The sequence below is a fragment of the Nocardioides glacieisoli genome (genome assembly GCF_004137245.1).
Taxonomy (GTDB): Bacteria; Actinomycetota; Actinomycetes; order Propionibacteriales; family Nocardioidaceae; genus Nocardioides; species Nocardioides glacieisoli.
Map to the genome: position 1 here is coordinate 334,208 of NZ_SDWS01000003.1, position 24,513 is coordinate 358,720.

Below are 24,513 nucleotides of genomic sequence, written 5' to 3' on the forward strand. Positions count from 1 at the left end.
AGCGCTGACCCGGCGCTAGTCGTCCTCGCCGTACCTCTCGTCGACCTGGCCCGGCGTCAGGTTCAGCAGCTCGGCGAGCTGCTCGACCACGACCGTGTGCACCATCGCCTCGAGCTCGTCCCGGTTGGTCGCCCGGTGCTCGATCGGGCGGCGGAAGATCACCAGCCGGGTGGGCTCCTGGCCCTTGCCGCGGACCAGCGACGACAGCGGGACGGTCTCGTCGCCCCAGTCGTCGGGCAGCATCGGCGCGTCCTCGACGGCGTACTCCACGAGGCCGAGGTGGCGCTGCCAGCGCTCGTCGAGGGGAGTGACCACGTCGAGGACCAGCTGGTCGAACTTCTGCCGCGCCGTGCGCAGCGCGGGGGTGCCCGGATCTGCCGGGAGGATGCCGGGACCGCGCATCCCGCGACCCCTCCGGTCGCGCGTCCGCCGCCTCACGTCGTCCATGCCGCGAGCCTAAGCGCCGCGCGTGCAGGTGGCGGGTAGCGTCACCGGCGTGAGCCTTGCCAGTCGTCGTTGTTCCCGGACGGCATGTGGTCGTTCCGCGGTCAACACGCTGACCTACGTCTATGCCGACCAGACGGCCGTGCTCGGTCCGTTGGCGACCTATGCCGAGCCGCACGCCTACGACCTCTGCGACGTGCACAGCGAGCGGCTGTCCGCGCCGCGCGGCTGGGAGGTGCTCCGGCTGGCTCCGGACCCGAAGGCCCAGGGGCCGAGCAGCGACGACCTGCTGGCCCTCGCCGACGCGGTGCGCGAGGCCGGGCGCCCCGCCCCGGCGCCCGCGCCGCTGCACTCGACGGACGACCCGAGCCGCGGCGCGAAGCGCGGGCACCTGCGCGTCCTCACGTCCACCGACTGACCTAGTATCAGCGGCGTGAACATCGACCCCCAGCTGCTGAGCATCATCGTCTGCCCGGCCTGCCACGGGCAGCTCGAGCCCGCGGTCGTCGACGGCGCCGACGAGCTCGTGTGCCAGGGGTGCGGCAACGCCTACCCCGTGCGCGACGACATCCCGGTGCTGCTGGTCGACGAGGCGCGCAAGCCCGCCTGATGGCCACCTGGTTCGACGAGGCCCGGCTCGATGACGCCGGCGTGCTCGAGACCGTCGACCTGCGACTGCGCACACTCGCCGAGAGCGGCGCCCGGGTGCGCCGGGAGGCCCACGAGGCCGCGTCGGCGACGGCGGAGCTGATCGCGCGCGGCCGCGACGAGGCCCGCCCGCGTGCGGTCATCGCCGCCGGCCCCGACTCGCGCCTGCTGCGGGCGGTGCTCGAGCCCTGGTGCCCGGTGCCGTTCGTGGCCTGGCCCAATCCCGGCCTGCCGGGCTGGACGGGCTCGCTCGACCTGGTCGTCATGCTCGCCCCGGAGGGCAACGACCACGGGTCCGCGTCCGCCGTCGCCGAGGCCGTACGCCGCGGTGCCCAGGTCGTCGTCGCCTGTCCCCAGCGATCCCTGGTCGGCGAGCACGCGGCCGGCCGGCACGTCACGGTGCTGCCCACCGTGACCGGCGACCAGCTCGCCACCGCGGTCGTCATGCTCGACTACCTGGCCCACGTGCACCTCGGTCCGAGCGCCGACGCGGAGTCGGTCGCGGAGTCCCTCGACCGGGTCGCCACCGACTGCTCGCCGCACCGCGACCTCGCGGTCAACCCGGCCAAGATGCTCGCGATCGCGATGGCCGACACCAACCCGCTCGTGTGGGGCGGCTCGGTGCTCGCCGCCCGCGCCGCCCGTCGGCTCGCCGAGTCGCTGCGCCGCACCAGCGGCCGCTCCGCGATCGCCGGCGACGCCGAGCACCTGCTGCCCGTGATCGAGGCGACCAAGCCGCACGACGTCTTCGCCGACCCCTTCTCGGAGGAGCCGGCCGACCTGCGCCCGCTGCTGCTGATCCTCGACGACCGCTCGGACGACGCGGTGGTCCGCGAGCAGGCGGGTGTCCTGCGCGCGGCCGCCGCGCGGCACGGCGTACGTGTCGAGACGGTCGAGACCGACGCGGACGCCGAGGTGGCCCGCTACGCCTCGCTCCTGCTGGCCGGCACCTACGCCGCGGAGTACCTCCGGGTCGGGCTGGTCGAGGACTAGGGGATTGATCCGCCGCGAGGCGGGTAGGAGGCGGCGGCACGCAAGCCCCGTACCGACCTCCTCAGGAGATCCCATGATCCGCACGTCCTCGTCCATCGTCGGCATCGCCGCCGCCCTCGTCCTCGTGTCCGCGCCCGGCGCGCAGGCCGCCGTGACCGCCAAGGACGCCCCGAGCCAGGCCGACATCGTCGCGGCGTTCCCCGAGCTCACCGACGGCCAGTTCTCGACCGAGAAGGTCACGAAGATCGGCCTGCCGGGCAAGACGTGCGAGGAGACCGTGCGACTGAAGGTGAAGTCCGGCACGTACACGACCGGCGCGTCGGCGACCGTCTACCCCATCGTGCTGACTAGCACGGTCGAGCTGAAGACCGAGGCCAAGGCCAAGGCCTACATGGCGTCGTACAGGAAGTACGCCAAGAAGTGCTCGACCTACACCCAGCCCGAGACGGGCGCCACGGTCACCCTCACCAAGGGCAAGACGTTCCGCTTCGGCGACGAGTCCCTCACCGTCGACTCGCAGTCCGTGTTCGACACGGGCACGAACTACTCGAGCTCCGTGCTCACCCGCGACGGCAAGCGCATCAGCAACGTCATCGCCGTCGACGACGCCGCCGTGCCTGCCTCGAGCGTCAAGCCGCTCGCGAAGGTCGCCGCCAAGAAGATGAAGTAGCTCGTCCGTCGCCTCACGGAGCCCCGGGCCGACCGCAGTGGTCGGCCCGGGGCTCCTGTGTGTCAGGGGCGGTGCAGGCGCATGCCGAACACCAGCGCGTCGGTGCCGTGCACGAAGGCCGTGCGCTCGACCTCCATGCCGAGGCTGCGGGCGACGCCCTGCGACGGGAGGTTCTCGTGCCGGATGAGCGCAATCAGGTGCTCGACGCCGTGCGCGGCTGCGCAGTCGCGTACGCCCCGGGCCGCCTCGCTCGCGTAGCCGCGCCGGCGCTGCTCGGGCATCACGTGGTAGCCGACCTCCACGTGCGGGGTGCCCTCGACGTCCTGCATCGTCAGCCCGCAGTCCCCGACGAACGTCCCGTCGTGCGCCTCGACGACCCACAGGCCGAAGTCGTGCTCGGCGTAGTTGCGCTCCTGCCACTCGATCCAGCGCACCGCGTCGTCCCGCGTCCTGCCGGGACGGTCGTGGGGATAGGGGTCTGGAGCCGACAGGACGGCCGTCACATGGTCGAGGTCCGCCATCTGCATCGGGCGGAAGCGGAGGCGTTCGGTGGGCTCGGGCAGCACCGCGTCAGGCCAGCCGTGTGCCGGGTGGCGGCGCCTGGTCGACGTCGGCCCAGACCTCGACGAGCTCGCTGAGCAGGCCCTCCTTCGTCGAGGCGTAGCTCGCCACCGCGAAGACCAGCTCCTCGCCCCCGTCGCCACGCCCGATCACCTTCGCACGCAGGACGCCGCGGTCGCCGTCGGTGACGAGGTCCTCGACCAGCATCCGCTCGAAGCCGGGGTAGTCGGCGTTGAACCGCACCCACTGCTCCCGGTCGAAGACCTCACCGGTGTGCGCGAGCCGGCAGGTGAAGTCGGGGTGCAGCAGGTCGGGGAGGTGGTCCCAGTCATGGGCATCGATGACCGCTGCAAGGCGGGTGAGGAGGGCGGCAGCGTCCATGCCGGCAGTCTGCCTCGCGGCACCGACAGCGTCAGTTCTCCAGGCAGAACTCGTTGCCCTCGGGGTCGAGCATCACCACGAGGTCGCCCTCCCCGCCCTGCACGGTCGCGCCGAGGGCAACCAGTCGCTTGCGCTCCTCGACCAGGTCGCCCATCACCCGGAGGTCGAAGTGCTGGCGGTTCTTGGCCACCTTGTCCTCGGGCACCTGCTGGAACCACAGGCTCGGGCCACCCCACCCCGCCGGCTCGACCCACGCCCGCTCCGGCGTGCTGTCCTCGTCGACGTCCGAGCCGAGGGCCGCAGCCCAGAACTCGGCGACGACCAGGGGCTCGTGGCAGTCGAACGTCACCGACTTGATGAACGAGGTCATGGTGCAGACCCTAGGTGCGCGTCCCGCAGGATGTCCGGCCTCGCTGCACGCGAATGGGGGAGGGTGGCGACGTGGACGACTCGAACTGGCTCACCGTGATGAGCGACGTGCTGGTTGCCACTGTGACGGAGGTCGTGGCCGATGTGGCCGCCGTCGTCCTCGACACCGACCCGAGGGCCGGGCACATCGCCCGAGCGACGCTCACGAGCATCGACGTGGTCGGCCGTCGCGCCGGGATCCGAGCCGCCACGACGGGATGGGTCGACCTCACCCTCTTCGGTCACCGTGTCAGCGCGATCATCTTCGACTACGACGAGGACGTCGCCGAGCTGCAGAAAGAGATCCGTGCGCTTGCCCTTGTGGCCCACGAGTACCTGACGGGTGGAGGACGAGTGGTCGAGCAGCGCGGGTGGTTCCGCGCGCGCGAGGTCGTCGTCATCGACACCGTCGACGGCGAGTGGGTCCTGGGGTATCGGTCGTCGAGGAATCCGCGCGGGCTCTAGCGGTAGGCGGGTCATCCCGACGTCGACGTCCTGTGGGGGCGAGCGTGCTCATGGATCGTGCGGCGGGTGTCGTGCCAGGCGTGGTGGGCGAGGATCGGTGCCACCGGCACGGCTCGTGACTCGCCCGTACGACGCCGACGCAGGCCGGCGACGACTCGCTGAGGTGCGCGGACGTCGGATGCAGCACGGGTCTTCGTGACGAGCTGCCCCGACTCGAGAGTGAGGCGGGCACGAGCCATGCTGAGCAGGGCGAGGTCAGCGTGCCGCGAGTTCAGGAACAGCCAGGGCCGCCGCGCCGCCCACGACCAGTAGCCCGTCAGCTCCTGGCGCACGGCGTCCCGCACGTCATCCCTCGACATCGGCTCGAGGACCACGGCGGGCTCACGTCCGAGGAGCGTCCGGCCGTGGTCGAGCAGCTCGGCTCGGACCATCGTCGACAGGCGTCGTTCGACGCGACGGCCGTGGGTCCACGCGGGGTGCCTCGCACCGGGTGCCGACAGGCGAGCCGCATCGACGTAGGTGCAGCCCAGGGCACTTCCGGGCCACGTCGACTCGACGTGGCGGTGCATCCGCTCGACTTCGCCCACGTCGCTCGCGTCGAGCGGTCGCGTCGTGATGGCGACGACGTCGATGTCACTCACCCCCGGACGGTGGTCCCCGGTGGCCAACGACCCGTGCAACCAGATGTCGCTGACCCACTCGCGCGAGGCGAGCTCGGCGACGAAGTCGCCGAGGGCTGGGTCGGGTCTCCCGCTCATCCAGCGGCCGTCGCGTACTGCGCCAGCGCTTCGTCGAAGTCGCCCTCGTCGAAGTCGGGCCAGAGCTTCGGGCTCACGTGCACCTCCGCGTGGGCAGCCTGCCAGGGGAAGAACCCCAACAGTCGTTGTTCCCCGCTGGTCCGGATGACGAGGTCGATGTCCTTGACCGGACCACCCGGCAGGTGCGCCGTGATGTCGGCCGGCTCGAGCCCTCCGTCCCTGTCGGCGACACCGGCGAGCAGGGCCCGGCGGATGCCGGCCACGATGTCCGCGCGACCGTCGTACCCGATGGCGAGGGTGACGTGTCCCGGCCGGCCTGCCGTCGACCCCTCGGCCCGGGTGAGCTCTGCGGCTGCGTCGTCAGGGAGCAGCGCGAGGTCCCCGCTGACGTGGAGCGACCAGTGCCCCGACCGGTCGACCAGCCCGGGAAGGACACGCGCCGCCAGTCCGAACAGGAACTCGACCTCCTGGCTGGAGCGCTTGCGGATGTTGGCGGCGGACAGCACGTAGATGCTGACGTGGCCGATGCCGCGCGACTCGCACCAGCCCAAGAGGTCCTCGACGTGGTCGGCGCCCCTGCGGTGCCCCTCGCTCGCGTTCACGAATCCGGCGAGGCGCGCCCACCGGCGGTTGCCGTCCATCACGACGCCGACGTGGCGCGGTCGTACGGTCTGCGTCCCGGTGCCCGCCGTCGTCATCCGGTCATCTTGTCCGAGGCCGGCTCGTGCCACCAGCGGCGCATCGTTCCGGCACCGTCTGCCGCGGAACTGCGACAGGATGGCGCCCACCAACCTCGCTCATGACCCACGGGGGTACTCATGACGGTTCAACAGATGCCTGAGGCGTCCTCGCACACTTCTGTCGCACCGGCGCGCACTGTCCTGCTCATCGTCCTCGGGGCCTTGCTGCTGGGAGCTGTCGCCGGCTATCTGGTCGGGCAGCGCAACCCCGCCATGCACGCGACGGAGGCCCGGTGCGATTCGTCGGAGGGTTCGATCTCGTGCCAACCGGTGGATGACAGCGGCAACGTCGAGGATGACGGCTGGACCTACGCCGTCCCGCTGGACGTCGCCTGGACCGGCGGCGGCGCACAACATCGCGGGCGTCCCGAGTGCCTGCCGCCGACCGGCAGCGCCGTCTCGGACGTCGTCCGCCTCGCCTGGGTCGAGGTCGAGGTCGACGGTGCGGGCTGGCGTCAGGTCGTCTCAGTGAGCTGCTGAGGCGGTACGACGGCTGGCAACAGCCACCTGTAGCGCGCCACTACCCCCTGATCAGGCTTCGATCCGGGGGTGCGGGGCGGGGTCATCGTCGGCAGGGTCGCGGGATGTCGGGCGGTCCGTGGTCGTCGATCGTGACGGTCCCGGTGTGGTCGCGTCGGTACCGGTGGCCGTGGGGGCTGGTCCACTCGAAGACACCGGCCGCGACCATGCGGTAGCGCCAGGCCGTGTGTGTCTTGAGCCGGTGGTGGAACCGACACAGGCACGCGAGGTTGGCCGACGTCGTCGGTCCGGGTTGCGCTTGGCCTTCTGCTGCGGCGTCGTGGTCGTAGGCGATGACGTGGTCGACGTCGCAGCCACGTGCTGGTCGGGTGCACCACGGAAAAACACACGTGCGATCGCGCAGGATGACTTGGTCGCGGATCCGGTCTGGGATGTCGTAGCCGGGTGCGGTCAGGTGGGCGTTGAGGTCGATGACGGGCTTGATCGTGATCTTGGTGCGCGAGTCGCCGCACCAGGACTGCAGCTGGTCCAGCAGGACCAGCCGCTGGCCCTCTTCGAGCCGGCCAATGGGACCGAACACGGTCTGCTCTCCGACGGACTCCGCAGGGAAGTGGGCGTGGAGGACGACCTCACGCGCGACCGGGAGCTTGTCCTCCGTACGGGAAGATCCCTGACCGGCGGTGTGGAGGTCGAGGGCGGTCTGGGTGCGGGCGAGGTCACCGAGGGCCTTCGCCCGGCGTACATCGAGAGACTCGGTGGAGCCGAGGGCCTTCTGCTCGGCGGCCTTCTGGGACAGGGCCTGGTTGAGGTCGAGGGCGTCGGCGATGTCGAGCTCGGCCTCGAACCTCATCGTGCCGGCGAAGTGGACGTCGTCGTCGTGCAGCGTCGCGTGGCGTGGGTCGACCGAGAGGTAGCCGTCCTCGGGATCAGCAGCCGGATCAGGTGCGGCGAGGTCGTAGCGCTTGATCGTCTCGGCGACCAGCCGGTCCAGCTGCGCGGGTCCGACCCGACCCGCAACGGCAGCGACCTGGGCGTCCACGAACGCAGCCGCCTCACGGGTCAAGGACGGAGTCGAATGGATGGTCGTCTCCGCGACCGACCGAGCCCGCCATGCCGGGACCCGGCCGGACTGGACCTGCGACCACAACCGAGGCAGGCGGTGGCGCAGCTCGAGGGCGTGACCGATGAGCTTCTTCGCCGACGTGGACGACATGCCGAGCACGGTGCCAAGCTCGGCGATGCAGAACTCCGCGACCAGCGGGCACCCCTCACCGGCGAGAGGCTCCTCATGGTCGGTGCCCGGGACGGTGAACGCCGCGGCTGAGTGGATCGACTCCGGTGGATGCAGGTCGGCCCACCGGGCGGCGAGGTCCAGCTGACGGGCGGCCGCGGCGTTCTCGACCTGCCGCTGTTCGCGGATCGAGGCGAGCAGGTCGGAGGCGGTGAGGGCGTCTGCCTCACCTGTCCCGGGTCCTGCCAGCGTGTCGATCATGCGTTCGATTCTAGGACAAGCCACCGACACTGAGGCCGCCATCCACAGGCATCCATGCGTACTGGTTCGCCCTAGCCTGACCCCATGCTGATCCCGAGATCCGTGCTCCGCGAGATGACGACCGATGACGTCCCCGCGGTGATGGCCGTCCAGGAACCCACGTCGATCGCGGGCCTGTCCGAGGTGTTCCCGCAGGACAGCTACCCGTTCCCGCGCGACGTGCTCGCGGACCGGTGGCGTGCGGAGATCGCGGATCCGGACATCGAGTGCCTCGTCATCCTCCGCCGCGACGAGGTCGCCGGCTTCGCTGCCGTGCAGGCCGACGAGGTCAAGCACTTCGGCGTGGCCGTGGACGAGTGGGGGAGCGGGCTGGCGACGACGGCGCACGACGAGCTCGTGGGACGGATGACGGACGCGGGCGTCCGGCGCGCCTGGTTGTGCGTCTACGCGGCCAACCCCCGTGGTCGCGCGTTCTGGGCGAAGCTCGGGTGGACGGACTCGGGCGAGCGGAGCGCCGGTCCGATGCCGCCGCACGCCGAGCAGCTCATCCTGGAGAGGGCGCTCCAGCCGAGATGAGCGCCAGCACCTCGGCGGTCGGGCGCACGTCGCCGAAGGAGCGGTAGACGACGTGGAGCGTGGCGTTGTGGTCCTGGTCGCGCATGGCCGCGCAGCCGTCGGCCACGAGGATGACGCGGAGGCCGGCGGCGCTGGCGCCACGGACGATGTCCTCGACGCAGACGTTGGTCACGGTGCCGGTCACGACGACCGTGTCGACGTCTAGCGCGGCCAGGAGCGAGGGCAGCTCGGACGCACCGGGCGTCCAGGCGCTGCGGGCGGTCTTCTCGGCCGCGAGGTCGTCGGACGCCACCTCGAGGGCCGGTGCCAGCCGCGAGCGCACCGGACCGGTGCCGCCCGACCCTGCATAGCGCGCGGCGACCTCGTCGCCGAAGAACTCCCGGTCCTTGGCCGAGGGCGGCGCGTGGCCCGGCACCACCCACGCCACCGTGCCGCCGGCGGATCGCAGGGCCGCCGCGAGCGTGTTGACCCGCGGCACGATCCCGCGGACGTACGCCGAATCGCGGAGGAAGAACGGCACGATGTCCACGACCACCAGCGCGGTCCGACGCGGGTCCAGGTGCTCGTACGCGTGCCGCCGGCCGCGGCGGGCCTCGTGCCGGGCGTACTCACGCTCCTCGACGAGCCACGCGTGGTCGGCGACGTCGGTGGGGGATGTCATCGGGCGAGGCTACTGTCCGGCCGTGCCGGGGTGCCCTCGATAGGCTGCAGCCCCGACCCACCGAACCGAAGGATCACCCCATGGCCGGCGGACTGTTCGCCCTCCTCGACGACGTCGCCGCGCTCGCGCGCATCGCCGCAGCCAGCGTGGACGACGTGGGTGCGGCCGCGGCCCGCGCCAGCGCCAAGGCCGCCGGCGTGGTCGTCGACGACACGGCGGTGACCCCGCAGTACCTCGCCGGGTCGGCCGCCGCGCGCGAGCTGCCGATCATCAAGAAGATCGCCATCGGCTCGCTGCGCAACAAGCTGCTCTTCATCCTCCCTGCGGCCGTGCTGCTGGGACAGTTCCTGCCCTCGCTGCTGCCGGTGATCCTGATCTTCGGTGGTGCCTTCCTGGCCTACGAGGGCGCGCACAAGGTCCACGAGAGGCTCACCGGCCACGCGACCGAGGCGGAGGAGGACATCTCCCCGCAGGGCGAGCTGACCCCCGAGCACGAGGCCCGCACCATCTCGCAGGCCATCCGCACCGACTTCATCCTCAGCGCCGAGATCATGGTGATCGCGCTCAACGAGGTCGTCGACTCCGACAAGGACGCCAGCATCTGGATGCGCGCGATCGTCCTCGCGGTGGTGGCCGTCCTGATCACCGTCCTCGTCTACGGCGTGGTCGCGCTCATCGTGAAGATGGATGACGTCGGCCTCCACCTCGCGGAGAAGCCGTCCAAGAGCGCGCAGCGCGTGGGACTCGCGCTGGTGGCGGCGATGCCGAGACTGCTTGCGGCGATCTCACTGATCGGCACGCTCGCCATGTTGTGGGTCGGTGGCCACATCCTCCTGCTCAACCTCTACGAGATCGGCGGCGAGGACGGACTGCTCGGGGGCACCGGGCTCGGCGACGTGCTCCACGCGCCGTACGACCTCGTGCACCGGTGGGAGGTCGACGTCCACGACGCCCTCGGCGGGGCGCTCGGCGCCGTCGCCGGCTGGCTGGTCAACACCCTGCTGTCGGCAATCGTGGGGCTGTTGGTCGGCGGGATCATCCTGGCCGCCCTGAAGGCTCTCGGCGTCGGCGGTGGGCACGGATCGGAGGAGGGAACGGACGACGGTGACCACCCCGAGGAGGCCGCCACCGAGGATTCTCCGAATCGCTGACCGCAGAATTACCCTCTTCTGGTCCGCGCGGGAGATCCCGACTACGCACAGATGTGCGGCGCAGACGGCCTCTTCCGCACCAGGAGAACACTGATGGACTTCAACGTCGCTGACCTCACCCTTGCCGCCTACGGCCGCAAGGAGATCGAGCTCGCCGAGCACGAGATGCCCGGACTGATGGCCATGCGCGAGCGCTACGGCAACGACAAGCCGCTCGCCGGCGCCCGCATCGCCGGCTCGCTGCACATGACGATCCAGACCGCCGTGCTGATCGAGACCCTCGCGGCCCTCGGTGCGGACATCCGCTGGGCCACCTGCAACATCTTCTCGACCCAGGACCACGCGGCCGCTGCGGTCGTCGTCGGTCGCGACGGCACCCCCGAGGACCCGCAGGGCGTCCCGGTCTTCGCCTGGAAGGGCGAGTCGCTCGCCGAGTACTGGGACGAGGCGGAGAAGGTGTTCGACTTCGCCGAGGGCGGCCCCAACATGCTGCTCGACGACGGCGGCGACATCACGATGCTGCTGCACCTCGGTGTGGAGTACGAGAAGGCCGGCGCCGTGCCGTCGCAGGACTCCACCGACAACGAGGAGTTCAAGGAGGTGCTGCGCGTCCTCGCCCGCTCGCTGGAGAACGACCCGCAGCGCTGGACGAAGCGCGCCCCGATGATCAAGGGCGTCTCCGAGGAGACCACCACCGGCGTGCTCCGCCTCTACGACCGCTTCCGCGAGGGCACGCTGCTCTTCCCGGCGATCAACGTCAACGACTCGGTCACCAAGTCCAAGTTCGACAACAAGTACGGCTGCCGCCACTCGCTCATCGACGGCATCAACCGCGCCACCGACGTGATGATCGGCGGCAAGGTCGCGGTCGTCTGCGGCTACGGCGACGTCGGCAAGGGCTCCGCGGAGTCGCTGCGCGGCCAGGGTGCTCGCGTCATCGTCACCGAGATCGACCCCATCTGCGCGCTGCAGGCCGCGATGGACGGCTACGAGGTCAAGCGCCTCGAGTCGGTCGTCGAGACTGCCGACATCTTCATCACCACGACCGGCAACTTCGACATCATCACCGTCGAGCACTTCCACAAGATGAAGCACCAGGCGATCGTCGGCAACATCGGTCACTTCGACAACGAGATCAACATGGCCGGCCTGGCCAAGATCCCCGGCATCGTCAAGGACGAGATCAAGCCGCAGGTCCACCAGTGGATCTTCCCCGCCGAGGACGACAAGCCGAGCAAGAAGGTCATCGTGCTGTCGGAGGGCCGCCTGCTCAACCTCGGCAACGCCACCGGCCACCCGTCGTTCGTCATGTCCAACTCCTTCACCAACCAGGTGCTGGCCCAGGTCGAGCTGTTCTCGAAGGCCGACGACTACGAGCTCGGCGTGCACGTGCTGCCGAAGCACCTCGACGAGGAGGTGGCCCGCCTGCACCTCGACGCCCTCGGCGTGGAGCTGACCGAGCTCACCAAGGAGCAGGCCGCCTACCTCGGTGTCGACGTCGAGGGTCCCTACAAGTCGGACCACTACCGCTACTGATCCGGCCACTCGTGGCCGGGTCCAGGGGGACCCTGTCCCTAGACTGGACACCATGACCGACCTTGCCGAACCGGCGCGCGGCAGCGTGCTCGTCGTCGACGACGACGCCTCCCTGGCGGAGATGCTCTCCATCGTCCTCCGCCAGGAGGGGTTCGACAGCCGGATCGTCGGTCGCGGCGACATCGCGCTCGACGCCTTCCGCGACTACAAGCCTGACCTGGTCCTCCTCGACCTGATGCTGCCCGGCAAGGACGGCATCGATGTCTGCAAGGAGATCCGCGCCGAGTCCGGCGTGCCGATCGTGATGCTCACGGCGAAGGGCGACACCGTCGACGTCGTCGTGGGCCTCGAGTCCGGGGCCGACGACTACATCGTCAAGCCCTTCAAGCCCAAGGAGCTGGTCGCCCGGGTGCGTGCGCGCGTACGCCGCAACGACGTGTCCAACGACGAGGGCCTCACCATCGGTGACGTGTCCATCGACGTGGCCGGGCACTCCGTCACCCGGGGCGGCGCGGCGATCAACCTGACGCCGCTCGAGTTCGACCTGCTCGTCTGCCTGGCCCGCAAGCCGTGGCAGGTCTTCACCCGCGAGGTGCTGCTGGAGCAGGTCTGGGGCTACCGGCACAGTGCTGACACCCGACTGGTCAACGTGCACGTCCAGCGGCTGCGCTCCAAGGTCGAGCACGACCCGGAGAACCCGGAGGTCGTGGTGACCGTGCGCGGCGTCGGTTACAAGGCCGGCAAGTCCTAGGGCCCGCGACGGATGAGCCACCGATGAGCACCGGGTGAGCGGGCTCGACCGGCTGCCGCCGATCCTCCGCCACGGCCCGGCCTTCTGGCGGCGGTCCGTGCAGGCGCGCGTGGTCCTCAGCACGATGCTGCTGTCCGCCCTCGTCGTCGGCGTGGTCGGCGCCTTCCTCATCCAGCAGACCCGCGACGGCCTGCTCAAGAACCGCGTCGACGCCGTCGTGCAGGAGGCGGAGGGCGAGACCGAGACGGCGCGCGAGCAGCTCGCCGCCGCGTCGCCCACCGAGGTCGACGAGTCGGCCCAGCAGCAGGCGCTGGTCGAGCCGATCATCGCCCGCGGGTCGACACGCGGGTTCGCGGTGGTCCTGTCCCCGCCGGTGGACGAGGACGTCCGGCTCGCCGACGGCGGCGCCAAGTTCACCGAGGGGCTCGACCTCGCCAGCGTGCCCGACGAGCTCCAGGCCCGCTTCGAGTCGGTGTCGCCGACGGCGTGGACCTACACCGACATCACGACCAGCGAGGACATCGCCGGACTGCCGGACGGGCCGGGTGTCGTCGTGGGCAGCCAGGTCCGCCTCCCCGCGGACAGCAACACCTACACGCTCTACTACCTCTACTCGCTCGACGAGCAGCAGCGCACCCTCGCCCTGGTGTCGCGCGCGATGCTCGTCGCCGGCGTGCCGCTCCTGCTGCTCGTCGCGGGCCTCACCTGGCTGGTGACGCGCCAGGTGGTGACCCCGATCCGGATGGCGCGGCGCGTCGCCGAGCGCCTCGCGGCGGGCCAGCTGCAGGAGCGGCTCCGGGTGCGCGGTGAGGACGACCTCGCCCGCCTCGCCACGTCGTTCAACCAGATGGCCTCCAACCTGCAGAAGCAGATCCGCCAGCTCGAGGAGCTCAGCCGCCTCCAGCGCCGGTTCGTCTCCGACGTCTCCCACGAGCTGCGTACGCCGATCACGACGGTGCGGATGGCCAGCGACGTCATCCACGACGCGCGGCCCTTCCTCGACCCCGTCACCGGTCGCGCCGCCGAGCTGCTGCAGAAGGAGCTCGACCGCTTCGAGACGCTGCTCGCCGACCTGCTCGAGATCAGCCGCTTCGACGCCGGCGCCGCCGTGCTCGAGGCCGAGGACGTGGACCTCGTCGACGTCGCGCGCCGCGTCGTCGACATGACCTCGGCCCTCGCCGCGCAGCGCGACACCCGCGTCGTCGTGCACGACCCGGGCGTGCCGTGCGTCGCCGAGGCCGACGTACGACGGGTGGAGCGCATCGTGCGCAACCTGGTCACCAACGCGATCGACCACGCCGAGTCGCGCGACGTGGAGATCTTCGTCGGCGCCGACCCGCAGTCGGCGGCGATCGCCGTGCGCGACCACGGCATCGGGCTCGGACCGGGGGAGTCGGCGATGGTCTTCAACCGGTTCTGGCGCGCCGACCCGGCGCGCGCCCGCACGAGCGGCGGCACCGGGCTCGGCCTGTCGATCTCCCTGGAGGACACCCACCTCCACGGCGGCTGGCTCCAGGCCTGGGGACGCCCCGGCGAGGGCGCCCAGTTCCGGTTGACCCTCCCGCGCCACCTGACGACCCAGCTGCGGCACTCGCCGCTCCCGCTCGTCCCCGACGACGCCCGGGAGACCGCATGATCCACCACCTCACGAAGGTCTTCCTGGTCATCGCCGGCTGCGCGCTCCTGGCGGGGTGCGTGTCGATGCCGACCGACGGCCCGGTCGTCGAGCCGCAGGTCACCAGCGCCACCGACGACGTGCCCGGCATCTCGTTCGACCCGCCTCCGCCGCGGGCCGGCGAGTCGGCGCCCGAGGTCGTGGAGGGCTTCCTCGAGGCGATGCGGGCGACGCCGATCTCCCTGACCGTCGCGCGCGAGTTCCTGACGGCCGAGGCGGCCGACGCCTGGGACCCCGAGCAGCAGATCATCACGTACGCCGAGCCGGGCACCGCCTCCGGCGAGGAGTCGGTGCGGCTGGTGCTGAGCGACATCAACGTCTACGACAACCGGGGCGCGTGGCAGCGGGCGCAGGCCCAGCGACTCCTCGAGACGGGGCTGGTCCAGGAGGACGGCGAGTGGCGCATCGACTCGGTGCCCGATGCGCTCATCGTGCCCGAGTCGTGGTTCGACGACTGGTACGAGCTGGCCTCGCTGTACTACTTCGACCCCACCTCCGAGGTGCTGGTCGCCGAGCCCGTCTTCGTGCCGCGCGGCGACCAGTCGGCCTCGTCGCTCGTGACCGGCCTCGTCACGCAGCTCCCGGAGGAGCTGCAGGACGTCGTGCGCACCGACTTCCCGGCGGGCACCCGCGACGGCCTCTCGGTGCCGGTCGTGGGCGGGGTCGCCGTGGTGGCGCTGTCCGGGGACCCAGCCGCGATCGACGAGGAGACGGGCCGGCGGATGCTCGCGCAGCTCGCGTGGACCCTCCGTCAGGACCCGCAGGTCCGCGCCGTCCAGCTCAACGTGGGCGGTGGTGCGATCACGCTGCCCGAGGGCTCCGCGCAGGGCTATCTCGACGCCGGCGACCCGTTCGACCCCGACGGTGAGCGGCCGGTCCCCGACCTCTACGCCCTCCAGGACGGGCGCGTCGTGAGCGGCGAGCTCGACGCCTTCGTCGACACCCTGGGTCCGCTCGGCGAGGAGGGCTACGACCTCCGCTCCATCGGCGTCACCATCTCCGGGTCGCACGTCGCGGCAGTGTCCGCGAGCGGCACCGAGGTCTTCGTCGCGCCCACCCAGGCGCCGGAGGGGGAGGTCAGCAACCCGGTCACCGGGGCGGTCGACCTCGCCCAGCCCCACTGGGACTACCGCGACCGCATGTGGGTCCTGGACCGCGGTGCCGGGCGGGCCCGCGTCACGGTGGTGGTCGACGGGGTGGCCACCGAGCAGCGGGTGCCGGGCATCAGCGGACGGACGGTGACCGAGCTGCTGGTGTCGCGCGACGGCAGCCGCCTGGTCGCGGTCGTCCGCGGCCGGAAGGCCGACCGGGTGGTGTCGACCCGGATCCGCCACGACATGGCCGGCGGGATCCTCGGGTTCACCCCGCCGCAGGTCGTGCCGCTGCCCGAGGAGGGCAGCCCGCGCATCCGCGACATCGGCTGGCGCACCCCGACGTCGATCTCGGTGCTGCGGACCTTCACCGACGACCTGTCGCTCGTGCGCACCTTCTCGGTCGACGGCTCGCCCGGCGAGATCGTGGTCAACGGGCTCACCCGCCTCCGGGGCCGCGTCAGGACGCTCGTCTCCGCGCCCGTCGACGGCAGCGAGGTGCTGGCCCTCGGCCGCGGGACCGTCGCGAGCCTGACCCGTCCCGACCGGATCGTGCCCACCCTGCCCGAGGGCCTGTCCGCGCTCACCTACGTCGGCTGATCCACAGGCCGCGACCGCCCGGTTGCCGGCGTACGTCCGCGCCTGCTGGCATGGTCGCGTGCTCGACGCGGCCCTCGACCTCTTCCTCGGCAGCCGGTGCGTCGGCTGCGACGAGCCCGGACGGATGCTCTGCCCGCGCTGCCGCGCTGCACTGTCCACGACCGCCCACGTCGCCTGGCCGACGCCGGTGCCTGCCGGGCTCGTCGCGCCGTGGGCGACCGAGGAGTACGACGGTGCGGTCCGCGCGCTCGTCGTGGGCCACAAGGACCGCGGCCAGTGGGGCCACCGGCGGGTGCTCGGCGACCTCCTCGCCACCGCGGTGCTGGAAGCGACCGCCGGCCTCGACCCGGACGTCCCGGTGCTGCTCGTGCCGGTCCCGTCGCGGCCGGGGGCCGGGCGGTCACGGGGCTACGAGGCGACGACCGCCCTGGTGCGCGCCGCTGCGACCACGGTCCGCCGCCAGCGACCTGCGGCGGTGGCGCAGCTGCTCGTGTCGCGTGGCGCAGCGGACCAGAAGGCGCTGGACGCACCGGGCCGGGCCGTCAACGTGAGCCACTCGATGCACTGTCCCTCGACCGCGCTCGCGCGGGCCGGTCGACGCCGGCCGCGCGGCCACGTGGTGGTGTGCGACGACGTCGTCACGACCGGCTCGACGGCCCGCGAGGCGCAGCGGGCGCTCGAGGCGGTCGGGCTGCCGCCCGTCGCGGTCGCGGCCGTCGCCGCCACCCGGCGCCGAGGGGTGGTCCCCCTGGTTGGCCCGGGGGCCGGGAGGGGCTAGCGTCTTGTCATGGAGTCCGCCTGGGTCCGTGGTTGCGTCACGACGATGGATTCGTCGTGGCAAGCCGATGCCAGTCGCAGGCGAAACGGTCCACGTAAGTCCCTCGCGGGACGATCACGGTGCGGCTTAGAAGTAAGTCCTGCCTCGTCGCCGACGTCATATGCGTCGGTTGCCGGGAGAAGGCCAGTAGTGGCGGAGAAGCTGCGAACGTCTCAGCAGGCGATTGTGGGGTCGAAGACCAGGTCGGCCGGGCGGACTCCATCCCACCCTGCCCCGGCGCACCTCCCAGCAGGGGCGCCCGGGACCAATGGAAGGGTGCGGACGCTCGCTAGTTGAGGAGGTTCACATGGAGGTTGTGGTCACGGGACGGCACTGCGAGGTGTCCGATCGGTTCCGCGAACATGTCTCGGAGAAGCTCACCCGTCTGGAGAAGCACGACCACCGCATCATGCGGGTCCAGGTGGAGGTGGAGCTCGAGAAGAACCCTCGCCAGCACGATCGCGCGACCAAGGTCGAGCTCACGGCCTTCTCCAAGGGGCCGGTGATCCGGGCCGAGGCGGCCGCCGAGGACAAGATGGGCGCGCTCGACCTGGCGGTCGACAAGATGCAGGCGCAGATGCGCCGTGCCGCCGACCGCCGCCGCGTCCACAAGGGACGCAATGCCCACGTCGGCGTCGGTGAGGCGCTGGCCGGCATGCCGGAGGTGGAGGACGCCGCCGAGGCGGATGACGGCGTCGTCGAGCGCAAGGTCGGCCCGATCACGGTCACCGGTGACGGACCGCTCGTGGTCCGCGAGAAGTCCCACGGCGCCACTCCGATGACGCTCGACCAGGCGCTCTACGAGATGGAGCTCGTCGGGCACGACTTCTACCTCTTCGTCGACAAGGAGAGCGAGCGCCCCTCCGTCGTCTACCGACGTCGCGGCTACGACTACGGCGTCATCTCGCTCGACGTCGACGGCGACACCACCGCCTGACGTCCTGCCCCGGTCACGCGTGCATGACATGATGCGCGCGTGACCGAGGCAGCAGGAGACAACCCCGTCGGCAGTGAGCCCGTCCGCGTCCTGGTCGTCGACGACCAGGAGCTCTTCCGCCGCGGCCTGATCATGCTGCTCAGCGGCGACACCGACATCGAGGTGGTCGGCGAGGCCTCCGACGGCATCACGGCCACCGAGCTGGCGGTCAAGACCGCGCCCGACGTGATCCTGCTCGACGTACGCATGCCGCGGCGCACCGGCGTCGAGGCCTGCCGGGGCATCAAGGAGGCCGTGCCCTCGGCCAAGATCATCATGCTCACCGTCTCCGACGAGGAGGCCGACCTCTACGAGTCGGTCAAGAACGGCGCCTCGGGCTACCTGCTGAAGGACTCCTCGATCGAGGAGGTCGCGCAGGCGATCCGCGTGGTCAACGAGGGCCAGTCGCTGATCAGCCCGTCGATGGCGGTCAAGCTGATCGACGAGTTCAAGCAGATGTCGAAGCCCGAGCGCGAGCAGGGCCCGGCGCTGCGCCTCACCGACCGCGAGCTCGAGGTGCTGCGGCTGGTGGCCAAGGGCCTCAACAACCGCGAGGTGGCCAAGGAGCTCTTCATCTCCGAGAACACCGTGAAGAACCACGTGCGCAACATCCTGGAGAAGCTGCAGCTCCACTCCCGCATGGAGGCCGTCATGTACGCCATGCGCGAGAAGCTGCTCGACCTGCCCTGAGGTCCCCGTGGACCAGCTGACACAGCGCCAGGCCCGCCGCATCGCCCTGGCCGCGCAGGGCTTCACCGACCGTGCCCACGCGACGCCCGCGCTGAAGACGCTCGAGCGCACGGTGGCCCGCACCGGCGTGCTCCAGGTCGACTCGGTCAACGTGCTCCAGCGCGCGCACTACATGCCGCTCTACTCGCGGATGGGTCCCTACGACGTCGACCTGCTCCGCCGCGCGTCCACCACGGGCGGGCGCCGCCCGCGGCACCTCGTGGAGTACTGGGCGCACGTCCAGGCCCTGATGCCGGTCGAGCTCTGGCCGCTGATGCGCCACCGGATGGAGAAGTACCGCTCCGAGCGGGGCAAGTGGGGGTTCGTCGCGTCCGATCCCGACCTCGAGCAGCGGGTGCTCGACGTCGTCGACGACCGCGGACCGGTGACGGCCCGTGACCTGGAGGAGGAGTTCAGCGCGGGCCCCCGCACCAAGGAGCACTGGGGCTGGAACTGGTCCGAGGCGCGCAAGGTCCTCGACTACCTCTTCCTCGTCGGCGACGTCGCCATCACCGGTCGCAACGCCCAGTTCGAGGTCGTCTACGACCTGCCCGAGCGGGTGCTGCCCGCCGCCGTCCTCGCTGCGCCGACGCCGACGCCGCAGGAGGCGGTCACCGAGCTCGTCCGACGTGCTGCCCGGTCGCACGGCGTCGCCAGTGCGGCCGACCTCGCCGACTACTACCGCCTGCGCCTCCAGCCCGCGCCCGGCAAGCCCAGCACCAAGGTCGCGGTCGACGAGCTCGTGGAGGCGGGGGAGCTGGTCCCGGTCGCGGTCCAGGGTTGGAAGCGCCAGGGCTACCTCCACCGCGACGCGCGACTGCCGCGCAAGGTCGGCGCACGCACGTTGCTCAGCCCCTTCGACCCGGTGGTCTGGGAGCGGGAGCGGGCCGAGGCGCTCTTCGACTTCTTCTACCGCATCGAGATCTACGTCCCGGCCGAGAAGCGGCTCCACGGCTACTACGTGCTGCCGTTCCTGCTGGGCGACGAGCTGGTCGCGCGCGTCGACCTCAAGGCCGACCGGGCCGCCCGCGTGCTGCTGGTCCCGGGGGCGTTCGCCGAGGACGGCGCCCCGGCCGGGACGGCGGAGGAGCTGGCCGCCGAGCTGCGGCGCCTCGCCGGCTGGCTCGACCTCGACGACGTGGTCGTGGGCAGCCGCGGCGACCTGGCGCACGCATTGGGAGCAGCGTTGGGCCGGTAGGTAGAGTTACCGCTCGTGCCTGCCATCATCGACAAGCTGCTCCGCATCGGCGAGGGCAAGATCCTTCGAGAGCTCGAAGCCATCGTCAAGGCGGTCAACGCCATCGAGGACGACTTCGTCAAGATGAGCGACGACGAGCTCCGCGGCATGACCGCCGAGTTCAAGGACCGCCTCGAGGCCGGCGAGACCCTCGACGACATCATGCCGGAGGCGTTCGCCACCGTCCGCGAGGCGAGCAAGCGCGTGCTCGGCATGCGCCCCTTCGACGTCCAGATCATGGGAGCGGCCGCGCTCCACCTCGGCAACATCGCGGAGATGAAGACCGGTGAGGGCAAGACCCTCGTCGCCGTGCTCCCGTCCTATCTCAACGCGCTGGCCGGCGAGGGCGTGCACGTCGTCACGGTCAACGACTACCTCGCCAAGTTCCAGTCCGAGCAGATGGGCCGCGTGCACCACTTCCTCGGCCTGACCGTCGGCGTGATCCTGCCGTCGATGCGTCCCGCGGAGCGTCGCGAGGCCTACGCCTGCGACATCACCTACGGCACCAACAACGAGCTCGGCTTCGACTACCTGCGCGACAACATGGCCGACTCGGTCGAGGAGTGCGTGCAGCGCGGCCACTTCTTCGCGATCGTCGACGAGGTCGACTCGATCCTCATCGACGAGGCGCGCACCCCGCTCATCATCAGCGGCCCGACGCAGGACGAGGTGAAGTGGTACGCCGAGTTCTCCAGGATCACGCGCACCCTCGTCAAGGACGTCGACTACGAGGTCGACGAGAAGAAGCGCACGATCTCGGTGCTCGAGCCGGGCATCACCAAGGTCGAGGACCACCTCGGGATCGACAACCTCTACGACTCGGTCAACACCCCGCTCATCTCGTTCCTCAACAACTCCATCAAGGCCAAGGAGCTGTTCCGCAACGACAAGGAGTACGTCGTCATGGACGGCGAGGTGCTCATCGTCGACGAGCACACCGGTCGCATCCTGGCCGGGCGCCGCTACAACGACGGCCTGCACCAGGCGATCGAGGCCAAGGAGAACGTGACCGTCCGCGAGGAGTACCAGACCCTCGCCACGATCACCCTGCAGAACTACTTCCGCCTCTACGACAAGCTCTCCGGCATGACCGGTACGGCCATGACCGAGGCCTCGGAGTTCGACAAGATCTACAAGCTCGGCGTCGTCCCGATCCCGACGAACCGCCCGATGCAGCGTGTCGACAACGTCGACCTCGTCTACCGCACCGAGGAGGCGAAGTACGAGGCCGTCGCCGACGACATCCGCGATCGCCACGAGAAGGGCCAGCCGATCCTCATCGGCACCGTGTCGGTCGAGAAGTCGGAGTACCTCTCCAACCTGCTGCGCAAGCGCGGCATCCCGCACACCGTCCTCAACGCCAAGCAGCACGCCGACGAGGCCAAGGTCGTCGCGCTCGCCGGCCACAGGGGCTCGGTCACCGTCGCCACCAACATGGCCGGCCGCGGCACCGACATCATGCTCGGCGGCTCGGTCGACTTCCTCGCCGACCAGGAGCTGCGCAAGCAGGGCCTCGACCCGGTCGAGGCGCCGGAGGACTACGACGAGGCGTGGCCCGCGATGGTCGAGCGGATCAAGGCGCAGGTCGCGGCCGAGCACGACGAGGTCCGCGACCTCGGCGGCCTCTACGTCGTCGGCACAGAGCGCCACGAGTCGCGTCGCATCGACAACCAGCTGCGCGGTCGCTCCGGCCGTCAGGGCGACCCGGGCGAGTCCCGGTTCTACCTGTCGCTGCAGGACGAGATGATGCGCCTGTTCAAGTCGGAGTGGGTCGACCGGATCCTCACCGTGCTGAAGGTCCCCGACGACGTGCCGATCGACGCCAAGCGGGTCAGCAACGCCATCGCCGGCGCGCAGGCCAACATCGAGTCGCAGAACTTCGAGTCCCGCAAGAACGTCCTCAAGTACGACGACGTGATGAGCCGCCAGCGTGAGGTCATCTACGCCGAGCGCCGCCGCGTCCTCGAGGGCGCCGACCTCGGCGAGCAGATCCGTGGCTTCATCGACGACGTCATCACCGCCTACGTCCACGGCGCGACCGAGGGCTACGCCGAGGACTGGGACCTCGACGCCCTCTTCACGGCGCTCGGCCAGCTCTACCCGATCGGGCTGACCAAGGACGGCGTCATCAAGGAGGCCGGCGGCCTCGAGAACATCAGTCGCGAGAAGCTCATCGAGGACCTCCAGAAGGACGTGCAGGAGGCCTACGACCGCCGCGAGGACGAGATGGGCGAGGAGGTGCAGCGCGAGCTCGAGCGTCGCGTCGTCCTCTCCGTGCTCGACCGCAAGTGGCGCGAGCACCTCTACGAGATGGACTACCTCCGTGAGGGCATCTCGCTGCGTGCGTACGCCCAGCGCGACCCGCTGGTGGAGTACCAGCGCGAGGGCTTCGACATGTTCGCCGCGATGATGGACGGCATCAAGGAGGAGTCGGTCGGGTTCTTGTTCAACCTCCAGGTCGAGGTGGACGAGGACGGCGGCTCCGCGGACGACACCGTGGTCGAGGGCGAGGAGGTCGCGGCGACGCCGCAGGCCCCCCAGGTCTCGGCGGCCACCCCGCAGATCGACTTCGCGCAGGCGCAGGCGCACGCCCCGCAGATCCGGGCCAAGGGCCTGGAGAAGCAGAGGCGTCCGCAGAACCTCTCCTACAGCGCGCCGTCCGAGGACGGCGAGGCCGAGGTGCGGGCTGCGGCGACCGACGTGGACGACGAGTTCGCCGGTGTCGGGCGCAACTCGCTCTGTCCCTGCGGCTCCGGGCAGAAGTTCAAGCGCTGCCACGGCGCCCCCGGCGGGGCCTCGGGCTACACCACGCGCGCTGGCGGCTAACCCCAGCTCCTCAGCCGAAGCTGAGGGCGACGCACTGCCAGCGGTCGCGCACGATCTCGAAGCGGGCGGCGACGGCGCGTGAGCGTCGCCCGTAGCGGACGTGCGCGCTCGCCTCGACGGCGTCGTCGCGGACCATCGCGGTGCGGACACCGATGACGACCGGCCGGGCCGGGTTGGGTCCGCGGACCTGGCCGGGCGCGGTGCCGAGCGCGGTGGTGACAGCTCGCAACCTGCCGGCCAGGTCCTCGTAGACCTCGGGCACCGAGTGGCGCAGCACCTGCGAGACCGGCCGGTCGCCCGCGGCGATCTCCACGACCGCCTGCAGGTAGCGCCCGACGAACGCGTCCACGTGGCGGCGCTCCGCGGTGGCGACGTCCACCAGGTCGAGGCTGCGCGCGCTGCGCAGCCGCGGGCGCGGGCGCGGGGGAGCGGTGCGCGGGGTGAGGTCGAGGGCGAGCGAGCCCTGCACGCTCGTCACCGGTGCGGGCGTGCGCAGCGGGATCACCCGTGCGTGCTCGGTGTCTGTGCCACTCATGATCGGTCTCCGTCCTCGTCGGGCTGGGTCTGGGCCTCGTGGTGGGTGCCGGGCAGGCGGAGCGCCTGGCCGGGGTGGATCAGGTCGGGGTCGTCGCCGACGACGTCCCGATTTGCTCGCCAGAGCGCGCGCCACCGGTCGTCGAGCGATCCCGCGCCCGGGTGGGCGAGCGCGATGGAGGAGAGCGAGTCGCCGGGGCGCACGACATAGGTGCCCGTGCCCGTGCCCGTGTGCGATGGCGCGGCCGGGCGCGGCTCGGCACGCTGCTGGTGCGGTGCGACCGCCCGCTCGGGGAGGGAGAGGCCCGCCAGGAGCTCGCTGCCGTCGCCCCCGGAGGCGAGTGAGGGGGCGCTGGTGCCGGCCACGACCGCGACACCGCACGCGAGGAGCACCAGTCGGCGCGTGACACCGCCCGGTGCCGTTCTGCCGCGCAGCAGGCCGAGCACGGTCACGGTCGTGACGAGCCACAGCCAGACGAGCGACAGCGCCAACCCCGTGACGCAGGCGGCGACGACCAGGTCGCTGACGGCGGCCGCGCCGGAGGCCGACCGTGCCGCCGACCAGGCGGGCGGTGTCGAGATGAGCGCGAGCGCGGCGGCCGTGCTCGCGCCCAACCAGACGGCGAGCGAGCGGGCAGGCGATCCGAGACTCCGAGGCACCACACGAACCTTTCGTTTGCGTGCGTTTGCGTCATTCAACGCCTGCTAGAGGTCATCGTCAACGACCAGAGTCAGGGCTGTGGAGAACGACAGCACCTAGGCTCGCGCCATGTCCTGGGAGCACGACCTCTTCGCGCTGTTCGACGACCTCGAGGGCCAGGCGGCCGCCGCGTGGGAGGAGGACCGCGAGGCCGAGCTCGCCGACCGGGCGCGGTCGGAGTACGGCTCGGTCACGCTCGCCAGTCGGCTGATGGCGTCACGCGGCCGCGACGTCGCGCTCGAGCTGCCGCACGTCGGCCGCGTCGAGGGGATCCTCGACCGGGTGGGCGACGGCTGGTGCCTGCTCAGCGGTGCGGGCCAGGACTGGATCGTGCCGCTCGCCGCGGTCGCGGTAGTGCACGGTGCCAGCGGGCGCTCGGTGCCCGAGGTCGCGTGGTCGGCCGTCGACCGGCTCGGCCTCCGCTCAGCCCTCCGCCGGTTGGCGGACGCCGACGAGCGCTGCCTGGTGCACCTCACCGACGGCACCCGCCATGAGGCGTACGTCCAGCGCGTCGGCGCCGACTTCCTCGAGGCCCGCGGGCCGGCCGGCGAGCGCCTGCTGCTCCCGTACGCCGCCCTCGTGGCGATCCAGCGACGCGACGACCGGACGTAGG

The 24,513-nt window shown here is 71.1% G+C and carries 28 protein-coding genes; 18 read left to right on the plus strand and 10 right to left on the minus strand.

Translation table 11 applies throughout. The features are described from left to right. Positions 1-15: 15 nt before the first annotated feature. The gene (locus EUA06_RS09155; protein ID WP_242498050.1) at positions 16-447 is read right to left on the minus strand and encodes a metallopeptidase family protein; all 432 of its coding nucleotides are present in this window, start codon (positions 445-447) and stop codon (positions 16-18) included. Positions 448-496: 49 nt separating this feature from the next. On the opposite strand from EUA06_RS09155, the gene EUA06_RS09160 reads away from it, so the two are divergent. From EUA06_RS09160 to EUA06_RS09175, 4 genes are all read left to right on the plus strand, one after another. Beyond that, positions 497-862: a DUF3499 domain-containing protein gene (locus tag EUA06_RS09160; protein WP_129474812.1), complete on the plus strand. Its 366-nt coding sequence runs from the start codon at positions 497-499 to the stop codon at positions 860-862. Between the two features lie 15 nt (positions 863-877). Further along, positions 878-1,054: a Trm112 family protein gene (locus tag EUA06_RS09165; protein ID WP_129474814.1), complete on the plus strand. Its 177-nt coding sequence runs from the start codon at positions 878-880 to the stop codon at positions 1,052-1,054. Continuing rightward, on the plus strand, positions 1,054-2,085 hold the full coding sequence (locus tag EUA06_RS09170; protein WP_129474816.1) for an SIS domain-containing protein: 1,032 nt from the start codon (positions 1,054-1,056) through the stop codon (positions 2,083-2,085). The genes EUA06_RS09165 and EUA06_RS09170 overlap by 1 nt, the downstream gene beginning before the upstream one ends. Positions 2,086-2,158: 73 nt before the next feature. Then, positions 2,159-2,755 carry a hypothetical protein gene (locus tag EUA06_RS09175; protein WP_129474818.1) on the plus strand — a complete coding sequence of 199 codons (597 nt, stop codon included), beginning with the start codon at positions 2,159-2,161 and terminating at the stop codon, positions 2,753-2,755. Positions 2,756-2,817: 62 nt separating this feature from the next. Here the strand turns inward: EUA06_RS09175 and EUA06_RS09180 are convergent, their stop codons facing one another. From EUA06_RS09180 to EUA06_RS09190, 3 genes are read right to left on the minus strand one after another with little or no spacing between them, the layout of a single operon-like run. Next, on the minus strand, positions 2,818-3,321 hold the full coding sequence (locus EUA06_RS09180; RefSeq protein ID WP_242498051.1) for a GNAT family N-acetyltransferase: 504 nt from the start codon (positions 3,319-3,321) through the stop codon (positions 2,818-2,820). A gap of 4 nt (positions 3,322-3,325) precedes the next feature. Then, positions 3,326-3,697 (minus strand): nuclear transport factor 2 family protein, encoded by a 372-nt coding sequence (locus EUA06_RS09185; protein ID WP_129474820.1) that lies wholly within the window; start codon positions 3,695-3,697, stop codon positions 3,326-3,328. A 31-nt stretch (positions 3,698-3,728) separates the two neighbouring features. Beyond that, positions 3,729-4,067 carry a VOC family protein gene (locus tag EUA06_RS09190; protein WP_129474822.1) on the minus strand — a complete coding sequence of 113 codons (339 nt, stop codon included), beginning with the start codon at positions 4,065-4,067 and terminating at the stop codon, positions 3,729-3,731. 71 nt (positions 4,068-4,138) lie between these two features. On the opposite strand from EUA06_RS09190, the gene EUA06_RS09195 reads away from it, so the two are divergent. After that, positions 4,139-4,570 (plus strand): hypothetical protein, encoded by a 432-nt coding sequence (locus tag EUA06_RS09195; protein ID WP_129474824.1) that lies wholly within the window; start codon positions 4,139-4,141, stop codon positions 4,568-4,570. A gap of 11 nt (positions 4,571-4,581) precedes the next feature. Here the strand turns inward: EUA06_RS09195 and EUA06_RS09200 are convergent, their stop codons facing one another. Next, positions 4,582-5,328, minus strand: coding sequence for a nucleotidyltransferase domain-containing protein (locus EUA06_RS09200; RefSeq protein WP_129474826.1), 747 nt, complete (start codon positions 5,326-5,328; stop codon positions 4,582-4,584). Next, the gene (gene uppS, locus EUA06_RS09205; protein ID WP_129474828.1) at positions 5,325-6,026 is read right to left on the minus strand and encodes a polyprenyl diphosphate synthase; all 702 of its coding nucleotides are present in this window, start codon (positions 6,024-6,026) and stop codon (positions 5,325-5,327) included. Before uppS ends, EUA06_RS09200 begins: the two co-directional genes overlap by 4 nt. A gap of 135 nt (positions 6,027-6,161) precedes the next feature. Between uppS and EUA06_RS09210 the strand changes: the two genes are divergently transcribed. Next, on the plus strand, positions 6,162-6,548 hold the full coding sequence (locus EUA06_RS09210; RefSeq protein ID WP_129474830.1) for a hypothetical protein: 387 nt from the start codon (positions 6,162-6,164) through the stop codon (positions 6,546-6,548). An 82-nt stretch (positions 6,549-6,630) separates the two neighbouring features. On the opposite strand, the gene EUA06_RS09215 is transcribed toward EUA06_RS09210, so the two are convergent. Beyond that, on the minus strand, positions 6,631-8,040 hold the full coding sequence (locus EUA06_RS09215; protein WP_165354318.1) for an HNH endonuclease signature motif containing protein: 1,410 nt from the start codon (positions 8,038-8,040) through the stop codon (positions 6,631-6,633). An 84-nt stretch (positions 8,041-8,124) separates the two neighbouring features. On the opposite strand from EUA06_RS09215, the gene EUA06_RS09220 reads away from it, so the two are divergent. Further along, positions 8,125-8,616, plus strand: coding sequence for a GNAT family N-acetyltransferase (locus EUA06_RS09220; RefSeq protein ID WP_129474833.1), 492 nt, complete (start codon positions 8,125-8,127; stop codon positions 8,614-8,616). Here the strand turns inward: EUA06_RS09220 and EUA06_RS09225 are convergent. Further along, on the minus strand, positions 8,585-9,277 hold the full coding sequence (locus EUA06_RS09225) for an isochorismatase family protein (protein WP_129474835.1): 693 nt from the start codon (positions 9,275-9,277) through the stop codon (positions 8,585-8,587). The two genes, EUA06_RS09220 and EUA06_RS09225, sit on opposite strands and share 32 nt — an antisense overlap. Before the next feature lie 80 nt (positions 9,278-9,357). Here EUA06_RS09225 and EUA06_RS09230 point away from each other — a divergent pair, with 80 nt between their 5' ends. The 10 genes from EUA06_RS09230 to secA all read left to right on the plus strand — a co-directional run bounded on the left by EUA06_RS09230 (position 9,358) and on the right by secA (position 22,666). Further along, a complete protein-coding gene (locus tag EUA06_RS09230) occupies positions 9,358-10,428 on the plus strand; it encodes a DUF808 domain-containing protein (protein ID WP_129474837.1) in 1,071 nt (356 codons plus the stop codon). A gap of 93 nt (positions 10,429-10,521) precedes the next feature. Then, positions 10,522-11,964 (plus strand): adenosylhomocysteinase, encoded by a 1,443-nt coding sequence (ahcY, locus tag EUA06_RS09235; protein WP_129474839.1) that lies wholly within the window; start codon positions 10,522-10,524, stop codon positions 11,962-11,964. Positions 11,965-12,016: 52 nt separating this feature from the next. Continuing rightward, positions 12,017-12,715, plus strand: coding sequence for an MtrAB system response regulator MtrA (gene mtrA / locus EUA06_RS09240; RefSeq protein WP_129474841.1), 699 nt, complete (start codon positions 12,017-12,019; stop codon positions 12,713-12,715). 34 nt (positions 12,716-12,749) lie between these two features. Further along, positions 12,750-14,351 (plus strand): MtrAB system histidine kinase MtrB, encoded by a 1,602-nt coding sequence (gene mtrB / locus EUA06_RS09245; RefSeq protein WP_242498052.1) that lies wholly within the window; start codon positions 12,750-12,752, stop codon positions 14,349-14,351. After that, entirely contained in the window at positions 14,348-16,081 is a 1,734-nt protein-coding gene (locus tag EUA06_RS09250; RefSeq protein ID WP_129474843.1) for an LpqB family beta-propeller domain-containing protein, read from the plus strand. The genes mtrB and EUA06_RS09250 overlap by 4 nt, the downstream gene beginning before the upstream one ends. Positions 16,082-16,139: 58 nt before the next feature. Beyond that, positions 16,140-16,859 (plus strand): ComF family protein, encoded by a 720-nt coding sequence (locus EUA06_RS09255; RefSeq protein ID WP_242498053.1) that lies wholly within the window; start codon positions 16,140-16,142, stop codon positions 16,857-16,859. Positions 16,860-17,205: 346 nt separating this feature from the next. Further along, positions 17,206-17,835, plus strand: coding sequence for a ribosome hibernation-promoting factor, HPF/YfiA family (gene hpf / locus EUA06_RS09260; RefSeq protein WP_129474847.1), 630 nt, complete (start codon positions 17,206-17,208; stop codon positions 17,833-17,835). 39 nt (positions 17,836-17,874) lie between these two features. Further along, positions 17,875-18,564 (plus strand): response regulator, encoded by a 690-nt coding sequence (locus EUA06_RS09265; protein ID WP_129474849.1) that lies wholly within the window; start codon positions 17,875-17,877, stop codon positions 18,562-18,564. A 7-nt stretch (positions 18,565-18,571) separates the two neighbouring features. Further along, on the plus strand, positions 18,572-19,801 hold the full coding sequence (locus tag EUA06_RS09270; protein WP_129474851.1) for a winged helix-turn-helix domain-containing protein: 1,230 nt from the start codon (positions 18,572-18,574) through the stop codon (positions 19,799-19,801). 15 nt (positions 19,802-19,816) lie between these two features. After that, complete coding sequence (secA, locus tag EUA06_RS09275) at positions 19,817-22,666, plus strand: preprotein translocase subunit SecA (RefSeq protein WP_129474853.1); 2,850 nt, start codon at positions 19,817-19,819, stop codon at positions 22,664-22,666. 10 nt (positions 22,667-22,676) lie between these two features. On the opposite strand, the gene EUA06_RS09280 is transcribed toward secA, so the two are convergent. Continuing rightward, positions 22,677-23,201, minus strand: a complete 525-nt coding sequence (locus tag EUA06_RS09280; protein WP_129474855.1) for an Rv3235 family protein — start codon at positions 23,199-23,201, stop codon at positions 22,677-22,679. Further along, positions 23,198-23,860 carry a LysM peptidoglycan-binding domain-containing protein gene (locus EUA06_RS09285; RefSeq protein ID WP_207208274.1) on the minus strand — a complete coding sequence of 221 codons (663 nt, stop codon included), beginning with the start codon at positions 23,858-23,860 and terminating at the stop codon, positions 23,198-23,200. The genes EUA06_RS09280 and EUA06_RS09285 overlap by 4 nt, the downstream gene beginning before the upstream one ends. A 109-nt stretch (positions 23,861-23,969) precedes the next feature. Here EUA06_RS09285 and EUA06_RS09290 point away from each other — a divergent pair, with 109 nt between their 5' ends. Continuing rightward, entirely contained in the window at positions 23,970-24,512 is a 543-nt protein-coding gene (locus EUA06_RS09290; RefSeq protein ID WP_129474859.1) for a hypothetical protein, read from the plus strand. Position 24,513: the final 1 nt, after the last annotated feature.